At 70.1% G+C, this 14,924-nt stretch carries 14 protein-coding genes; 6 read left to right on the top strand and 8 right to left on the bottom strand.

Annotation, left to right across the window (positions count from 1 at the left end; all coding sequences use genetic code 11):
- Positions 1-122: 122 nt before the first annotated feature.
- Positions 123-380, top strand: coding sequence for a hypothetical protein (locus AC1DF3_RS12200; protein ID WP_286533590.1), 258 nt, complete (start codon positions 123-125; stop codon positions 378-380).
- Between the two features lie 113 nt (positions 381-493).
- On the opposite strand, the gene AC1DF3_RS12195 is transcribed toward AC1DF3_RS12200, so the two are convergent.
- Genes AC1DF3_RS12195 through AC1DF3_RS12180 form a run of 4 tightly spaced genes read right to left on the bottom strand, consistent with a single transcriptional unit; the run spans position 494 to position 4,072 of the window.
- Entirely contained in the window at positions 494-946 is a 453-nt protein-coding gene (locus AC1DF3_RS12195) for a DUF2214 family protein (protein ID WP_478139761.1), read from the bottom strand.
- Between the two features lie 22 nt (positions 947-968).
- Complete coding sequence (locus tag AC1DF3_RS12190) at positions 969-1,904, bottom strand: LysR family transcriptional regulator (RefSeq protein ID WP_286533588.1); 936 nt, start codon at positions 1,902-1,904, stop codon at positions 969-971.
- A 46-nt stretch (positions 1,905-1,950) separates the two neighbouring features.
- A complete protein-coding gene (locus AC1DF3_RS12185) occupies positions 1,951-3,144 on the bottom strand; it encodes a CaiB/BaiF CoA transferase family protein (protein ID WP_478139760.1) in 1,194 nt (397 codons plus the stop codon).
- Positions 3,137-4,072: a hydroxymethylglutaryl-CoA lyase gene (locus AC1DF3_RS12180; RefSeq protein ID WP_478139759.1), complete on the bottom strand. Its 936-nt coding sequence runs from the start codon at positions 4,070-4,072 to the stop codon at positions 3,137-3,139. Before AC1DF3_RS12180 ends, AC1DF3_RS12185 begins: the two co-directional genes overlap by 8 nt.
- A 308-nt stretch (positions 4,073-4,380) precedes the next feature.
- Here AC1DF3_RS12180 and AC1DF3_RS12175 point away from each other — a divergent pair, with 308 nt between their 5' ends.
- A complete protein-coding gene (locus tag AC1DF3_RS12175) occupies positions 4,381-6,558 on the top strand; it encodes a malate synthase G (RefSeq protein ID WP_478139758.1) in 2,178 nt (725 codons plus the stop codon).
- A 2-nt stretch (positions 6,559-6,560) separates the two neighbouring features.
- Here the strand turns inward: AC1DF3_RS12175 and AC1DF3_RS12170 are convergent, their stop codons facing one another.
- The 4 genes from AC1DF3_RS12170 to AC1DF3_RS12155 form a co-directional block, all read right to left on the bottom strand.
- Positions 6,561-7,829, bottom strand: coding sequence for a DUF1501 domain-containing protein (locus AC1DF3_RS12170; RefSeq protein ID WP_478139757.1), 1,269 nt, complete (start codon positions 7,827-7,829; stop codon positions 6,561-6,563).
- A gap of 16 nt (positions 7,830-7,845) precedes the next feature.
- Positions 7,846-9,318, bottom strand: coding sequence for a DUF1800 domain-containing protein (locus AC1DF3_RS12165; RefSeq protein ID WP_478139756.1), 1,473 nt, complete (start codon positions 9,316-9,318; stop codon positions 7,846-7,848).
- A gap of 105 nt (positions 9,319-9,423) precedes the next feature.
- Positions 9,424-10,212 (bottom strand): ProQ/FINO family protein, encoded by a 789-nt coding sequence (locus tag AC1DF3_RS12160; protein ID WP_286533582.1) that lies wholly within the window; start codon positions 10,210-10,212, stop codon positions 9,424-9,426.
- 89 nt (positions 10,213-10,301) lie between these two features.
- Positions 10,302-11,237, bottom strand: coding sequence for a LysR substrate-binding domain-containing protein (locus AC1DF3_RS12155; RefSeq protein ID WP_286533581.1), 936 nt, complete (start codon positions 11,235-11,237; stop codon positions 10,302-10,304).
- Between the two features lie 82 nt (positions 11,238-11,319).
- On the opposite strand from AC1DF3_RS12155, the gene AC1DF3_RS12150 reads away from it, so the two are divergent.
- From AC1DF3_RS12150 to AC1DF3_RS12135, 4 genes are all read left to right on the top strand, one after another.
- Positions 11,320-11,631, top strand: coding sequence for a DUF2917 domain-containing protein (locus AC1DF3_RS12150; protein WP_478139755.1), 312 nt, complete (start codon positions 11,320-11,322; stop codon positions 11,629-11,631).
- Between the two features lie 125 nt (positions 11,632-11,756).
- The gene (locus AC1DF3_RS12145; RefSeq protein ID WP_478139754.1) at positions 11,757-12,935 is read left to right on the top strand and encodes an acetyl-CoA C-acetyltransferase; all 1,179 of its coding nucleotides are present in this window, start codon (positions 11,757-11,759) and stop codon (positions 12,933-12,935) included.
- A 1-nt stretch (position 12,936) separates the two neighbouring features.
- A complete protein-coding gene (locus AC1DF3_RS12140) occupies positions 12,937-13,740 on the top strand; it encodes an enoyl-CoA hydratase-related protein (RefSeq protein WP_478139753.1) in 804 nt (267 codons plus the stop codon).
- Positions 13,737-14,900 (top strand): acyl-CoA dehydrogenase family protein, encoded by a 1,164-nt coding sequence (locus AC1DF3_RS12135; protein WP_478139752.1) that lies wholly within the window; start codon positions 13,737-13,739, stop codon positions 14,898-14,900. Before AC1DF3_RS12140 ends, AC1DF3_RS12135 begins: the two co-directional genes overlap by 4 nt.
- Positions 14,901-14,924: the final 24 nt, after the last annotated feature.

The raw sequence follows: 14,924 nt of genomic DNA, 5'->3' as shown, positions 1-14,924 counted from the left end.
TACCGGGGCCAAAAGGCGTACCCGTAACGAACGTCATCCAACAGTGAACGTCGGCCGTTAGGATGAACAGCCCCGGGGCGGGGGAACACCGTCTCAACCGACTTTCCAAGGACTCCTACATCATGAAAAAGCTCCTTTCCCTGCTGGCTCTGGGCGCCACCCTGTCGTTCGGCATCGCGCACGCTTCCCCCTGCGACACCCAGGCGGCGGACAAGAAGCTGAGCGGCGCGGCCAAGACCAGCTTCGTCAAGAAGTGCGAGAAGGACACCGCAGCCGCCGCCGCACCGGCTTGCGCCGCCAAGGCGATCGACAAGAACGGCAAGCCGCTGGCCGGCGCCGCCAAGACGAGCTTCATGAAGAAGTGCGAAGCGGGAGCTTGAGCTCGCCCCCAGGTTGCCCTGCACTTCGTGTCAGGGCGCCCACCCCCTACCGGGGGCAACACCAGCGGCCCGGCAAAGCCGGTTCCGCGGTATCCCTGGCCTGATGCGCAGCGCTACTTGCCGAAGCCGCGCGCCAGGAACACCGCCGCCAGCGGGATGACCGCGATGATGTGCGCCTGGATCATCACCAGCTTGCGGGTCTTGCGGATCTCGGCCTCGGCCGGCAGTGCGCCGGTGGTGCGCAGCGCCTGGCGCCAGCGCAGGTAGCGAATCGTCGGAAAGATCGAGATCACGCCGACGATGACGAACAGCGTGAGCTTCAGGTGCAGCAACGGATTGGTCCAGTACCAGGCCGTGCCCTTCATGCCCCACCAGGTGCGCGCCACGCCGGTGGCGATCACCGCCACCGCGGCGATGCCGTAGACCCTGTCGACCTTGGCCAGGCGCTCGACCACCGCGGCGTTGAGCCACTCGACGCGGCACAGCGCGGCCTCGCTGGCGATGAAGACCACCATGGTCAGGATGGCCAGCAGGTGCAGATAGGCAAGGATGGCTTCGAGGGTCATCGGGGGTTTCCTTCTTGTGGTTCTACGGCGCCGCGATTGTGCCGCCCCAGAACTCCGGCCGGGCGTACTGGGCCTTCAGGAAATCCAGCCACAGCCGCACCCGCAGCGGCAGGTGCTTGCGCTGCGGGAACACGGCGTAGATGCCGTTGGGCGGCGCGGCGAACTCGTCGAGCAGTGGCACCAGCAGGCCGGCATCGATCTCGGCCTCGACCTCCCAGGTGCTGCGCCAGGCGATGCCGTGGCCGGCCAGGCACCAGTCGTGCAGCACCTGGCCGTCGGAGCAGTCGAGCGGACCGGTCGGCTTCAGGTAGATCACTTCATGCTCGCCGCCGGCCGCCGGCACCCGGAAGGCCCAGCCGCGGGTTTGCGAGGCGTCGCTCGACAGGCTCAGGCAGGCGAAGCGCGCCAGCTCCCCCGGATGGCGCGGGGCCCCGTGCCGGCGCACGAAATCGGGCGTGGCAACGCAGCGCCGCCGGTTGTCGGCCAGCCGCAGGCTGACCAGCGACGAATCGGGCAGGTCGCCGACCCGCACCGCGCAATCGAAGCTCTCGCCCGCCATGTCGACCAGCCGGTCGCTGAGGTTCAGCGAGATCGTGACCTCGGGGTGCAGTTCGTGGAAGCGCGGCACCAGCGGTGCCACGTGGCGGCGGCCGAAACCGGCCGGCGCGGTGACGCGCAGGTGGCCGCTGGCCTTGACGCCGCCGGCGCTGACGCTGGCCTCTGCGTTCGCCAGTTCGACCAGCAGCCGCTGGCAGTCCTCCAGGAAGGCGCTGCCCTCGTGGGTGAGCGCGATCCGGCGCGTGGTGCGCACCAGCAGCTTGACGCCCAGCCGTTCCTCGAGCGCGTCGATGCGCCGGCCGACGATCGCCGGCGCCACGCCCTCGGCCTTGGCCGCCGCCGTGAGGCTGCCGCGGGCGGCGATCGCGACGAAGGATTCGAGTTGCTTCAGGCGGTCCATCGCCGGCGATTATCACGAGCGGGCGCGGTCCTGCGGGGCATGGCCTTCATTCGCCGGCGATCGCGCCCTTCGCCTTGAGCTGCGCGATCTGCGCCTCGCTGTAGCCGACTTCGCCGAGCAGCGCGTCCGTGTGCTCGCCGAGCAGCGGCGGCTGCAGCCGAACTCCCGGGCGTTCGCCGCCGAGCGTGAACGGCATCAGCGGCACCTTCGACTGGCTGCCGTCGTTCATGCGGATCGGCGCCAGTCCGCCGGTGGCATTGAGGTGCGGATCGTCGAACAGTGCCTGCGGCCGGGTGATGGGCGCGAAGGGCAGTTCGTTCTGCTCGAACACGGCGCTGAGCTCGGCCGCGCTGCGGCCGGCCAGGTGCGAACGCAGCATCGGCATCATCCAGTCGCGCGCCATCACGCGGTCGTTGTTGGTCGCCAGGCGCGGATCCGCCAGCAGCTCCTCGAGCCCGAAGGCCTTGCAGAAGATGCCCCACTGCTTGTCGCTGACCGCCGCCAGGAAGATCTGTTCGCCGTCCTTGACGGTGAAGACGTCGTACACGCCCCAGGCCGAGATGCGGCTGGGCATCGGGTCGGCGGCGCGGCCGGTGGCGGCGAACTGCATCATGTGCTGCGCAACCAGGAAGACGTTGTTCTCGAACAGCGCCGACTGCACCTCGCAGCCTTGGCCGGTCTGGTCGCGCTGGCGCAGCGCGGCCATCGCGCCGATAGCGCCGAACATGCCGCCCATGATGTCGTTGACGCTGGTGCCGGCGCGCAGCGGGTCGCCGGCGCGGCCGGTCATGTAGGCCAGGCCACCCATCATCTGCACCACTTCGTCGAGCGCCGTGCGGTGGTCGTAGGGGCCGGGCAGGAAGCCCTTGTGGCTGACGTAGATCAGCCTCGGGTTCAGCTTCTTCAAGCTGTCGTAGTCGAGGCCGAGCTTCTTCATCGTGCCGGGCTTGAAGTTCTCGCTCACGATGTCGGCGGTGGCGATCAGGCGCAGCGCGGCCTCCACGCCCTCGGGTTTCTTGAGGTCGAGCGCGATGCTCTTCTTGTTGCGGTTGAAGGTCGGGAAGAAGCCCGCGCCCGAGCCGAGCAGGCGGCGGGTGTTGTCGCCGTCGATCGGCTCGACCTTGATGACCTCGGCCCCGAGGTCGCCCAGCAGCAGGCCGCAGGTGGGGCCCATCACCATGTGGGTGAACTCCACGACGCGGATGCCGGCATACGGCAGGGGGGGCTTGGACTCAGACATGGGACTGCTTTCCTTGCGTGAAGCCCTTGGGCAGGCCGGCCTCGGGCGTCATGCCGTAGACCGGTTCGCCCGGCAGGCCGGCTGCGAGCGGCGCGCGGGCCGCGATGAGTCTGGCGAGATCGACGCCGGTGCGGACGCCCATGGCCTCGAACATGAAGACCAGGTCTTCGGTGACCACGTTGCCCGACGCTCCCGGCGCATAGGGACAGCCGCCCAGGCCACCGAGCGATGCATCGAAGGTACGTACGCCCTCTTCATAGGCGGCCAGGCAGTTGGCCAGGCCGAGTCCGCGCGTGTTGTGCATGTGGGCCGCGCCCGCCCGGTCGCCGAGTTCCGCGCGCAAGCGCCTGAACAGGCGGCGCACCTGCGCCGGATTGGCATAGCCGACGGTGTCCGACAGGCCCGATTCGTCGGCGCCCGCGGCGACGCATTGCACCGCAAGCCGGATCACCTCGTCCTCGGGCACCTCGCCCTGCAAGGTGCAGCCGAAGGCGGTCGAGATGCCGGCCTCGAGCCGGACCTGCGGCGCCATCTCGCGCCGCAGCGCCGCGATGGCCCGGACTTCCTCGACCATCTCTTCGCGCGTCTTGCGCACGTTGGCGAGCGAATGGGCAGCGCTGGCGGACACCGGCATGGTGAGCTTGTGGACGCCGGCAGCGAGCGCGGCTTCGGCGCCGCGGCGATTGGGCACCAGCGCCATCACAGTGAGGCCGGGCAGGGTGATCGCATGCCTGACCACCTCGGCGGCGTCGGCCATCTGCGGCAGCAGGCGGGGCGGGACGAACGAGGCCACCTCGATCTCGCGCAGGCCGGCGGCGTGAAGGGCGTCGATCCAGCGCAGCTTGTGTTCGGTCGGCATGGTGGCCTTGACCGATTGCAGGCCGTCGCGAGGGCCGACCTCGCTGATGAGCACGTCGGGGGCGGGCATCGGGGTCGTCTCCTTCGGGGTGGTGGTTGATAGTTCTATCTAATAGAACAATATTCTATACAGCAGAATTAAGCCGGCATTTCCGCTTCCTGTCAAGCCGCGCCCGCATGCACTGTATGCCGCTCGGCTGTCAGGTCTGAAGCTTGCAGCGCGGATTTCCCGCGGCCGTGCGCGTACGCTTGCAATGCACGAACCTCGTCATTGATTACCTTCGTTTTGGTCACGGATAAAACCCGTTTTCGGCTATTACTCGCCAGACTTGTATCGAATAAAGTGCTGGCAAGCATCTATTCAAGGAGTACAGAACCATGACCGCCCGCACCACCGTCCACGGCCTCCAGGTCGCCACCGAACTGCACCAGTTCATCGAGCAGCAGGTGCTGCCCGCGACCGGCGTCGCCAGCGAGGTCTTCTGGAAGGGCTTCGACACTATCGTGAGCGAGTTCGCGCCCAAGAACCTGGCCCTGCTGGCCGAACGCGACCGGCTGCAGTCCGAGATGGATGCCTGGCACAAGGCGCACCCGGGCCCGATCGCCGACATGCCGGCCTACCGCGCCTTCCTCGAATCGATCGGCTACCTGCTGCCGCAGCCCAAGGACGTGCAGACCACCACCGCCAACGTCGACGCCGAGCTGGCCCTCCAGGCCGGCCCGCAGCTGGTGGTGCCGATCCTCAATGCGCGCTATGCGCTGAACGCGGCCAACGCGCGCTGGGGCTCGCTGTACGACGCGCTCTACGGCACCGACGCGATTCCCGAGACCGGCGGCGCCGAGAAGGGCAAGGGCTACAACCCGGCACGCGGCGCCAAGGTGATCGAGTTCGCGCGCCACGTGCTCGACCAGGCCGCGCCGCTGGACAACGGCTCGCACAAGATGGCGACCGGCTACAAGGTCGAGCACGGCAAGCTGGTGATCGCGCTGCAGAGCAGCAGCACCGGCCTCAAGGACCCGTCGCAGTTCATCGGCTACACCGGCGAGGCGGCGGCGCCGAAGTCGGTGCTGCTGAAGCACAACGGCATCCACCTCGACATCCAGATCGACCGCTCGACCGCGATCGGCAAGAGCGACGCGGCCGGCGTCAGCGACGTGGTGCTCGAAGCCGCGCTGTCGACCATCCTCGACCTCGAGGACTCGGTGGCGGTGGTCGATGCGGCCGACAAGGTGCTGGCCTACTCGAACTGGCTCGGCATCCTCAAGGGCGACCTGACCGAGGAAGTCGCCAAGGGCGGCAAGACCTTCACCCGCGGCCTGAACCCGGACCGCGAATACACCGGCGCCGACGGCCAGCCGGTGAAGCTGCACGGCCGCTCGCTGATGTTCGTGCGCAACGTCGGCCACCTGATGACCAATCCGGCCATCCTGTACGCCGGCGGCAAGGAGATCCCCGAAGGCATCATGGACGCGGTCATCACCACGACCATCGCCACCATCGACCTGAAGCGCAAGGGCAACTCGCGCACCGGCAGCGTCTACATCGTGAAGCCGAAGATGCACGGCCCGGCCGAAGTGGCCTTCGCGAGCGCGCTGTTCGGCGCGGTCGAGCAACTGCTCGGCCTGCCGGCCAACACGGTCAAGCTCGGCATCATGGACGAGGAACGCCGCACCAGCATCAACCTCAAGGCCTGCATCGCCGAAGCGGCCGCGCGCGTGGCCTTCATCAACACCGGCTTCCTCGACCGCACCGGCGACGAGATGCACACCGCCATGCAGGCCGGCCCGATGCTGCGCAAGGGCGACATGAAGTCCACGCCCTGGATCCAGGCCTACGAGAAGAACAATGTGCTGGTGGGCCTCTCGTGCGGCCTGCGCGGCAAGGCCCAGATCGGCAAGGGCATGTGGGCCATGCCCGACCTGATGCACGCGATGCTCGAGCAAAAGATCGCCCACCCCAAGGCCGGCGCCAACACCGCCTGGGTGCCCTCGCCCACCGCCGCCACGCTGCATGCGCTGCACTACCACCAGGTCAGCGTGGCCGAGGTGCAGAAGGAACTCGAGAAGATCGACGCCAATGCCGAGCGCGACAACATCCTGAACGACCTGCTGAAGGTGCCGGTGGTGCCATCGGTGAACTGGACCGCCGCCGAGCGCCAGCAGGAGCTCGACAACAACGTGCAGGGCATCCTGGGCTACGTGGTGCGCTGGATCGACCAGGGCGTCGGTTGCTCCAAGGTGCCGGACATCCACGACATCGGCCTGATGGAAGACCGCGCCACCCTGCGCATCTCCAGCCAGCACATCGCCAACTGGCTGCTGCACGGCGTGGTCACGAAGGAGCAGGTCAACGCCACCTTCGAGCGCATGGCCGCGGTGGTCGACCAGCAGAACGCCGGCGACCCGCTCTACAAGAACATGGCCGGCCACTTCTCGACCTCGGCGGCGTACAAGGCGGCGCAGGACCTGGTGTTCAAGGGCATCGAGCAGCCGAGCGGCTACACCGAGCCGCTGCTGCACGCCTGGCGCCTCAAGGTGAAGGCCGGCACGGCCTGAGTTCAGGCGCGCATCAGGCCCTGCGCCGCACCCGGCGCCCTGAAGGCGAAACCCGGAAACAGCTCGGCCATCCGCGCGTCCTGCAGGCGCAGGTGCCGCTCGCCGATTTCCGCCAGCACCTGGCGGAAATCGGTGGTCACCGCCAGGTCGCGGCCCTCGTGCAGCGCGCCATCGTCCAGGCCCGGCCAGCGTCCGTGCACGCGGCCGCCGGCCACCCGCCCGCCGAGCAGCCACATCACGTTGCCATGGCCGTGGTCGGTGCCGCCGTTGCCGTTCTGGCGCACCGTCCGGCCGAACTCGGACATCACCACCACCACCGTGTCGTTCCACACCGGGCCCAGCCGCGTCGCAAGGGCCGACAGGCCCTGCCCCAGCGGCCCGAGCCGGTTGGCGAGCTGGCCGCTGGCTGCGCCCTGGTTGGCGTGGGTGTCCCAGCCGCCCAGGTCCATGAAGGCCAGCTGCACCCGCGGGTCGTTGCGCATCAGGGTCGCGAGCCGGGCCGCGTTGTCGGGGAAGCCATTCGGCAACGGAGCGCCGTTGCTGGCGGCCTGCATCTCGCGCTCCAGGCTGTCGCCGTTCATCGAGCGCATCACCTCCTGGTGCGATTGGCGCGACGCCTGGAAGGCCCGCGACAAGGCATCGTCGCCGCCATAGAGCCGGCCGAAGGCTTCGGCGACCTGCGGCCGGTCGAGCAGCGTCGGCTTGCCGGCGGCAGCCCCCAGCGGGACATTGGCGACGCTGTTGCGGCCTGCGTAGATGCGCGGCAGCACCGGGCCCATGCTGACGGCCCGGGTGGCGCTCGCGCCGCCCGCCGGGTCGGGCGGCAGCGCGCCGAGCAGCCGGTTGAGCCAGCCGTCGGCGGTCGACTTGCGCCCCGGCGTGCCGGATTCCATGTAGTCCTGGGCATCGAAATGCGAGCGCGTCGCATCGGGTGAGCCGCAGGCCTGCACGAAGCCGAGCTGGCCGGCCCGCCACAGCGGCATCAGGGGCGCCAGCGCGGGATGCAGGCCGAAGCGGCCGTCGAGGTCGAGCACCCCGCCATCGTCGCCCGGACGCGCCAGGGCGATGGACGGGCGGGCGGCGTAATAGGCGTCGTCGGCATGGGGCACGACGACGCTCAGGCCATCGACGGCCCCGCGCAGGAAGATCACCACCAGCCGCGGCGGCGCGGCGGTAAGGCTCTCGCCCACCACGGCCCACGCAGAGGGGCCGATCGGGAGCAGGACGGCGCCGCCCTGGACGGCGAGTTTCAGCAGATCGCGACGCAGCATGGCGGCTCCCGGCAAGTCAGCGGTGCATGAAATCCGGGCTGCCGAGCGCCATCGGCGCCTGCAGCTCGGGCGCGGCCTCGGCCAGGGCGGCACGGGTCTTGGGCGAGATGCCGCCGCCCAGCGTCGCCAGCAGCGCCTGGGCATCGACCGGCGGCGTGGGCGCGGCCGGCAGCCGGCCCGATGCCAGGGCGGTCGCAAAGGCGATGCGGCGCGTGATCGCGTCCGGGTTGAGCCAGGCGTCCTGGGTGTTCTTGTAGCCGTCCGGCGTCTGGCAGCCGTAGAGCGGCATGCCGAGTTGGCGCAGCGTGCCGAGCAGGGGCCGGACGTCGGTCGAAGGCCAGTCGGTGGCGCGGACAGTCGAGACCACGTAGTCGTAGGGCGTCTTGAACTTCTGTCCCTGCACCTTGGGACTGCGGAACTCGGGGCTGGCGAACAGGGTCTCGAGCAGCGCCTGGATGTCGCCGCCGCTCGCCAGGTAGCGCCGGGCGAGGCGGTCGACCAGCGCCGCGGGCGGCTGGTCGGCGACGAAGTACTGCGCCAGCTGGTAGCTGACGTGGCGCGCGGTGGCCGGATGCATCGCCAGCAGGTCCAGCGCCCGCTCGCCTTCGGCCTGCCCCTGGTCGCCGATCCGCTGCCCGAGCCAGAGCTTGTCGCCGCGGTCGTGCCGCCGCGCGTCGAACGCGAAGACCGAGGCGCCGGTGGTCAGGCGCGGCGCGAAGGTCCATCCGGTCAGCACGCGGGCCAGCTCGGTCACGTCCTGCTGGGTGTAGCCGCCATCGACGCCCAGCGTGTGCAGCTCCATCAGCTCACGGGCGTAGTTCTCGTTCAGGCCGCTGGCCCTGGCGGCCGGGCCGGCGCCGCCTGGCGGCTGCGAGCCCGCGGCCACGGACTGCCAGTTGTCCAGGTAGAACAGCATCGCCGGGTGATGGGCCGTGGCCCCCAGCAGGTCGCGGAAGCGGCCCATCGCGTAGGGCCGGATCGCCTCGCGCTCGTAGTTGCCGACCAGCACCCGGTCCAGGCCCTTGCCGACGAAGACGTTGAAGTGGTTGAACCAGAAGTCCACCATCCGCTCCTCGAGCTGGCGCGGACTGCGCGCGGCCCGCCAGAGACGCGCCTGGCCCGATTCGATGTCGAGCTGCCGGAGGGCCTCGCGGCGTGCCGCCCGGGCCTCGTCGCCGCCGTCCTTGACCGCCTGCGCCGCCTCGCGGTACTGCGTGATCAGCTCCCGCTGCGACGCCGCGGCCGTCGGCAGGGCGGCGAGCTGCTGCGCGAGATCGGCCGGCAGCGGCAGGCGCTCGGGGTGCAGCTGCTCGTCGATGTAGCGATCGATGCCGACCTGCCGCACATGCGCCAGGTCGCCGGGCGCGGGGCCGTAGCCGAGGCGATTCAGCACATGGAGCGCGTCGGCCTCCGAGGCGCGCTGCGCTTGCGCGGGCAACGCGCCGAAGGCCGCGCAAGCCAGGGCCCAGGCGATGACGCGAGCTTTCATGGACAACTCCTGCGACGGGGTGGCTGAAGGGCGACACCTCCACAACGCCGCGTCGGCGGACTCGGCCGACCTTGCCCGTCAAGCTCGGCTGACGGACCGGCGTCGTCAGCCGCCAGGCGCCGGCCGGGCGCGCGCCAGGGTCCGCCCGACCTCGGCCGGGTCCATGCCGTACATCTCCGCGAACTCCGCCACCGTGCGGCCGCTGGCCTCGAAGGCACGCAGCAAGGCCTCGCGCTTGGCGGTGCGGGCACCGACTTCGACGAAGGCCTCGTCGAGCACGGCGTTGGTGACTTCGTCCTGCGTGCGCACGGCCAGCACGTAGTCCTCGCGCGACAGGCCCGAGGCCTCGATGGCCTCGACCAGGCGGGCGCGCAGCTTCGGCCGCAGGTCTTCCGCGGTGCGCGCCTGGCGGCGCTTGAAGACTTCGAGGATGGCGTGGTGCACGTGCTCGGGCGCCACGGGCTCGACCGGCACGCCGTTCAGGTCATGGCGCTGCTCGCCGGCGGCCACCGCATCGAGGTAGCGGGTCGAGCGCGCATGCAGGCCGAGCGCGATCTTGAGGTCCTCCTTCTTGAAGACGTCGGGGTGCAAGGCCAGCAGCTCCTGGTAGACGCCGAGCTTGAGCGGCCGGAAGCGGGCCCCGAACATCTTCGGATAGAGCTCGAACAGGCGCTCCAGCACCGCGTTGGCCTTGCGCGGCGCGCGCTGGCCGCCCTTGGCCTCGGGGCCGGCCTTCGGCGTGGCGTCGGGCCTGGCGTCGGGCCTGCCCTCGGGCCGGGGCTTGCGCCGTCCGCGGCGGCCTTCCCTGGGGGCGGCGGGCGCGGCCGGTGTGGCGGATGCGGCGGGGGCCTCGGCGGCCTCGGGTGCGGAAACGGTCTCTGTCGTCGGGGTCATCGGAATCTTGGTCAGCGAAGCGAGGGGGCTCGGAAGCCCCGGAATGGCACCTACTGTAATCGTGTCGCGACCCCGAGGTCCCGCGGCCCTCAGGGCGGCCCTTGGGCGGCGTCGGCCTCGGCCCGCAGCCAGCGCACGAAATCCTGGGCGTCCGGGTTGGCCGACGCACGACGCGCGCTGTCGACGAAATAGCCACGGCGCGAGGCCGCACCTTCGCCGAAGGGAGACACCAGCTGGCCGCTGCGCACCAGCGCGCCCACCAGCGGCAGCCGGCCGATCACCACGCCCTGGCCCGCCACCGCCGCGGCGACCGCGTCGGTGTAGAGCGTGAAGCGCAGCGTGTTCTTCATGCGCAGGTCGTTCAGGCCCATGACCTGCAGCCAGGGCTCCCAGTCGACGGTGGGCGTGTTGGCGTGGCCGGGCTCGTCGATCGTGAGCAAGGTCTGGCCCAGCAGGTCGGCCGGTTCGTGCAGCCGCGCCGCGATCTCCGGCGCGCACAGCGGCAGGACGGTTTCCTCGAACAGCGCCAGCCCGGTGCCGCGCGCGATGGGAACGAAGCGCACCGCGACGTCGACCCGGCTGCGCTCGAGGTCGAGCACGTCGAGGGTGGCCGACACCCGCACGTCGACCTCGGGATGATCGGCCGTGAAGCGCGCCAGCCGCGGGATCAGCCAGAAAGAGGCGAATCCCGGCGTGGTCGTGACCGCCACATGCCGTGGCAGCGGCACGCTGCGAACGCGGGCGGTGGCATCGCGCAGCCGCTCCAGGCTCTCGACCACCGCGCGCTGCAGCACGGCCCCGGCCTCGGTCAGCGCCAGCGCCCGATGGCGGCGCTCGAACAGCAGCACGCCGAGCGCTGCCTCGAGCTGCTGGATCTGCCGGCTGACCGCCGACTGGGTCAGGAACAGCTCGGCCGCGGCCTGCGTGAAGCTCAGGCAGCGGGCCGCGGCCTCGAAGCTGCGCAGCAGTTCGAGCGGCGGCAGGTCGGCCGACGATACGGCGCTTTTCGCATTCTCGGGAAGCATGCAACGAGTTCCGAATCACCGTATGACACGGCGGGGCCTGCTCACTATATTCATTCCCATCGCGAATGCAAAGGAGCTCTTCATGGACCCCCGCACCCAACGCCTGAGCCTCAGCCTGCCGAAGATGGCCGTCTTCACGCTGCCCGACGCCCACGAAGTCGACATCGAATGCACCCGCGGCGCGGTCTGGATCACGCTCGACCACGACCGGCGCGACATCGTGCTGGAACCCGGCGAGCGCTTCCGCAGCGACTCGCACCGCCGCGCACTGGTGGCGGCGCTCGAATCGTCCTGCGTGCGCTTCAGCGCCGCCGCGCTGTCGGTGGCCGCCCGGCCGGCGCCGGCCGAGCGGTCGCCTTGGCGACTGTGGGCCCACGGGATGACCCCGGCTTGACCCGGCGCCCCGGGCGTTGAACCATCGACGCTCCGGGCCAGGAAAGGCGCATTCCGTCGCCGTCGTGAACCGACGGCCCGACGCCGTCCGCTCCGGGCCCCCATCTCTCGGAGGAAGGACACACCATGGCAGAGGCATACATCGTGGCCACCGCGCGCACCGCGGGCGGCCGTCGCGGCGGCAGGTTGTCGGGCTGGCACCCGGTCGACCTGGCGGCCCAGGCCATCGACGCGCTGGTGGCGCGCAGCGGCATCGACCCGGCCGCCGTGGAGGACGTCATCCTCGGCTGCGTGAGCCAGGTGGGCGAGCAGGCCACCAACGTCGCGCGCAACGCGGTACTGGCCTCGAAGCTGCCCGAATCGGTGCCCGGCACCTCGGTCGACCGCCAGTGCGGCTCGTCGCAGCAGGCGCTGCACTTCGCGGCCCAGGCCGTGATGTCGGGCAGCATGGACGCGGTGATCGCGGCCGGCGTCGAGAGCATGACGCGGGTGCCGATGTTCACGCCCAATGCGCTGCCGGCCAAGGCCGGCCTCGGCACCTACATGAGCCCGGCGATGCAGCGGCGCTACCCCGGCGTCGAGTTCAGCCAGTTCACCGGCGCCGAGATGATCGCGAAGAACTACGGCCTGACCAAGGACATGCTCGACCGCTATGCCTTCGAGAGCCACCAGCGCGCGATCGCTGCCACGCGCGAGCAGCTGTTCGCCGACGAGATCGTTCCGGTCGAGGTGCGGCTGGCCGATGGTTCCGGCAGCGGCGAGATGCACACCGTCGACGAGGGGATTCGCTTCGAAGCCACGCTGGAAGGCATCGCCGGGGTCAAGCTCATTGCCGAGGGCGGGCGCTGCACGGCGGCCACCGCGAGTCAGATCTGCGACGGCGCCAGCGGCGTGCTGGTGGTCAACGAGCGCGGCCTGAAGGCACTGGGCGTGAAGCCGCTGGCGCGCATCCACCACATGAGCGTGATGGGCCACGACCCGGTGATCATGCTCGAGGCCCCGATCCCCGCCACCGCGCGGGCGCTCGCCAAGGCCGGCATGAAGATCGACGACATCGACCTCTACGAAGTCAACGAGGCTTTCGCACCGGTGCCGCTGGCCTGGCTGCAGAAGCTGGGCGCCGACCCGGCCCGGCTCAACGTCAACGGCGGCGCGATCGCGCTCGGCCATCCGCTCGGCGCCTCGGGCACCAAGCTGATGACCACGCTGGTGAACGCACTCGGCCAGCGCGGCAAGCGCTACGGGCTGCAGACCATGTGCGAGGGCGGCGGCATGGCCAACGTCACGATCGTGGAGCGGCTCTGACATGGGCCCGGTTCTCTACGAGCTCAACGAAGGCATCGCGACCCTCACGCTCAACCTGCCGTCCAAGCTCAATCCGGTCGCGCTCGACCTGCAGCAGGCATTGCGCGAATGCTTCGCGCGGGTGCGCAGCGACAGCCAGGTGCGCGCCGTCCTCCTGACCGGTGCCGGCAAGGCCTTCTGCGTCGGCGCCGACCTGAGCGCGATGCGCCCGCCCGAAGACGGCCAGACCCTGGGCGACCAGACCGCCGACTGGATGCAGACCATGAGCAACCCCCTGATCCAGGAGCTGCGCGAGCTCCCGGTGCCGGTGGTCTGCGCGGTCAACGGGCCGGCCGCCGGCGCCGGCGTCGGCCTGGCGCTGGCCTGCGACATCGTGGTGGCGGCGCGCAGCGCCTACTTCTACCTGCCCTTCCTGCCCAAGCTCGGCATCGTTCCCGACCTCGGCTGCACCTGGTTCATCCCGCGGCGGGTCGGCCCGGCGCGGGCGATGGGCATGGCGCTGCTCGACGAGAAGCTCAATGCCGAAACGGCGGCGCAGTGGGGCCTGATCTGGGCCGCGATCGACGATGGCCCGCTGCTGCTCGAGGCGCTGAAGATCGCCCAGCGCCTGGCGCAGCTGCCGGTCCATGCGGTGCACGAGGCGCGCCACGCGATCGAGCGCTCCGAGCGCCACACGCTGGCCGAGCAGCTGCACTACGAGAGCGAGCGCCAGCGCGAGCTGATCGAGCAGCCGAGCTTCGCCGAAGGCGTGATGGCCTTCCTGCAGAAGCGTGCACCGGTCTTTCCACCGCGCGCGACGCCATGATCGAACGCACTCTTTTCGGTCCCGACCACGAGGCCTTCCGCGACGCCTTCCGACGCTTCATGGACAAGGAGATCGCGCCCTTCCACGAAGCCTGGGAAGAGCAGGGGTACGTGGCCCGCGAAGTCTGGACCAAGGCCGGCCAGAACGGCTTCCTGTGCATGTCGCTGCCCGAGGAATACGGCGGCTCGGGCGCCGACCTGCTCTATTCCGTCATCCAGTTCGAGGAGCTCTGGGCCCGCGGCTTCACCGGCATCGGCTGGGGCCTGCACAGCGAGATCGTGGCGCCCTACATCCTGCGCTACGGCACCGAGGCGCAGAAGGCGCACTACCTGCCCCGGCTCGCCAGCGGCGAGATGATCGGCGCCATCGCGATGAGCGAGCCGGCCGCCGGCAGCGATCTGCAGGCGGTGCGCAGCACCGCGCTCAAGCAGCCCGACGGCAGCTACCTGCTCAACGGCAGCAAGACCTTCATCACCAACGGCTGGCATGCCGACCTGGTGATCGTGGTCGCCAAGACCGACCCGGCCGGCGGCGCCAAGGGCACCAGCCTGTTCCTGGTCGAGCGCGGCATGCCGGGCTTCGAGAAGGGCAAGCGGCTCAAGAAGCTGGGCCTGAAGGCGCAGGACACCTCCGAGCTGTTCTTCGACGGCGTGCGGCTGCCGGCCGAGGCGCTGCTGGGCGGCGCCGCGCAGGAGAACCGCGGCTTCGTCTGCCTCATGGAGCAGCTGCCCTGGGAACGGCTGCAGATCGCGATCAGCGCGGTGGCGGCGTCGCAGGCGGCGATCGACCAGACCGTGGCCTACGTGAAGGAGCGCAAGGTGTTCGGCCAGCCGGTGGGCGCCTACCAGAACACCCGCTACACGCTGGCCGCACTGCAGACCGAGGTGCAGGTGGCGCAGGTCTTCGTCGACAAGTGCATCGAGCTGCTCATGGCCGAGAAGCTCGACACCGCGACCGCCAGCATGGCCAAGTACTGGACCAGCGACCTGCAGTGCAAGGTGATGGACGAATGCGTGCAGCTGCACGGCGGCTACGGCTTCATGTGGGAGTACCCGGTAACGCGCGCCTACGCCGATGCCCGGGTGCAGCGCATCTACGGCGGCACCAACGAGATCATGAAGGAAGTGATCGCGCGCGCGATGGGCCTGCCGGGCCGCTGAACCGCCACTGGCGCCCGGCGAGGG

It is taken from the genome of Variovorax sp. 10N432, from assembly GCF_056394465.1.
The sequence above is the reverse complement of the archived record's forward strand: the minus strand, read 5'-3'. Positions and strand labels throughout refer to the sequence as shown.

What these genes read in the sequence shown, in the direction of transcription:
- AC1DF3_RS12195 (WP_478139761.1), bottom strand. Translation starts at nt 946, where the DNA reads ATGACCCTCGAAGCCATCCTTGCCTATCTGCACCTGCTGGCCATCCTG.
- AC1DF3_RS12160 (WP_286533582.1), bottom strand. Translation starts at nt 10,212, where the DNA reads ATGACCCCGACGACAGAGACCGTTTCCGCACCCGAGGCCGCCGAGGCC.
- AC1DF3_RS12145 (WP_478139754.1), top strand. Translation starts at nt 11,757, where the DNA reads ATGGCAGAGGCATACATCGTGGCCACCGCGCGCACCGCGGGCGGCCGT.
- AC1DF3_RS12155 (WP_286533581.1), bottom strand. Translation starts at nt 11,237, where the DNA reads ATGCTTCCCGAGAATGCGAAAAGCGCCGTATCGTCGGCCGACCTGCCG.
- AC1DF3_RS12135 (WP_478139752.1), top strand. Translation starts at nt 13,737, where the DNA reads ATGATCGAACGCACTCTTTTCGGTCCCGACCACGAGGCCTTCCGCGAC.
- AC1DF3_RS12140 (WP_478139753.1), top strand. Translation starts at nt 12,937, where the DNA reads ATGGGCCCGGTTCTCTACGAGCTCAACGAAGGCATCGCGACCCTCACG.
- AC1DF3_RS12150 (WP_478139755.1), top strand. Translation starts at nt 11,320, where the DNA reads ATGGACCCCCGCACCCAACGCCTGAGCCTCAGCCTGCCGAAGATGGCC.
- AC1DF3_RS12170 (WP_478139757.1), bottom strand. Translation starts at nt 7,829, where the DNA reads ATGCTGCGTCGCGATCTGCTGAAACTCGCCGTCCAGGGCGGCGCCGTC.
- AC1DF3_RS12175 (WP_478139758.1), top strand. Translation starts at nt 4,381, where the DNA reads ATGACCGCCCGCACCACCGTCCACGGCCTCCAGGTCGCCACCGAACTG.
- AC1DF3_RS12165 (WP_478139756.1), bottom strand. Translation starts at nt 9,318, where the DNA reads ATGAAAGCTCGCGTCATCGCCTGGGCCCTGGCTTGCGCGGCCTTCGGC.
- AC1DF3_RS12185 (WP_478139760.1), bottom strand. Translation starts at nt 3,144, where the DNA reads ATGTCTGAGTCCAAGCCCCCCCTGCCGTATGCCGGCATCCGCGTCGTG.
- AC1DF3_RS12200 (WP_286533590.1), top strand. Translation starts at nt 123, where the DNA reads ATGAAAAAGCTCCTTTCCCTGCTGGCTCTGGGCGCCACCCTGTCGTTC.
- AC1DF3_RS12180 (WP_478139759.1), bottom strand. Translation starts at nt 4,072, where the DNA reads ATGCCCGCCCCCGACGTGCTCATCAGCGAGGTCGGCCCTCGCGACGGC.
- AC1DF3_RS12190 (WP_286533588.1), bottom strand. Translation starts at nt 1,904, where the DNA reads ATGGACCGCCTGAAGCAACTCGAATCCTTCGTCGCGATCGCCGCCCGC.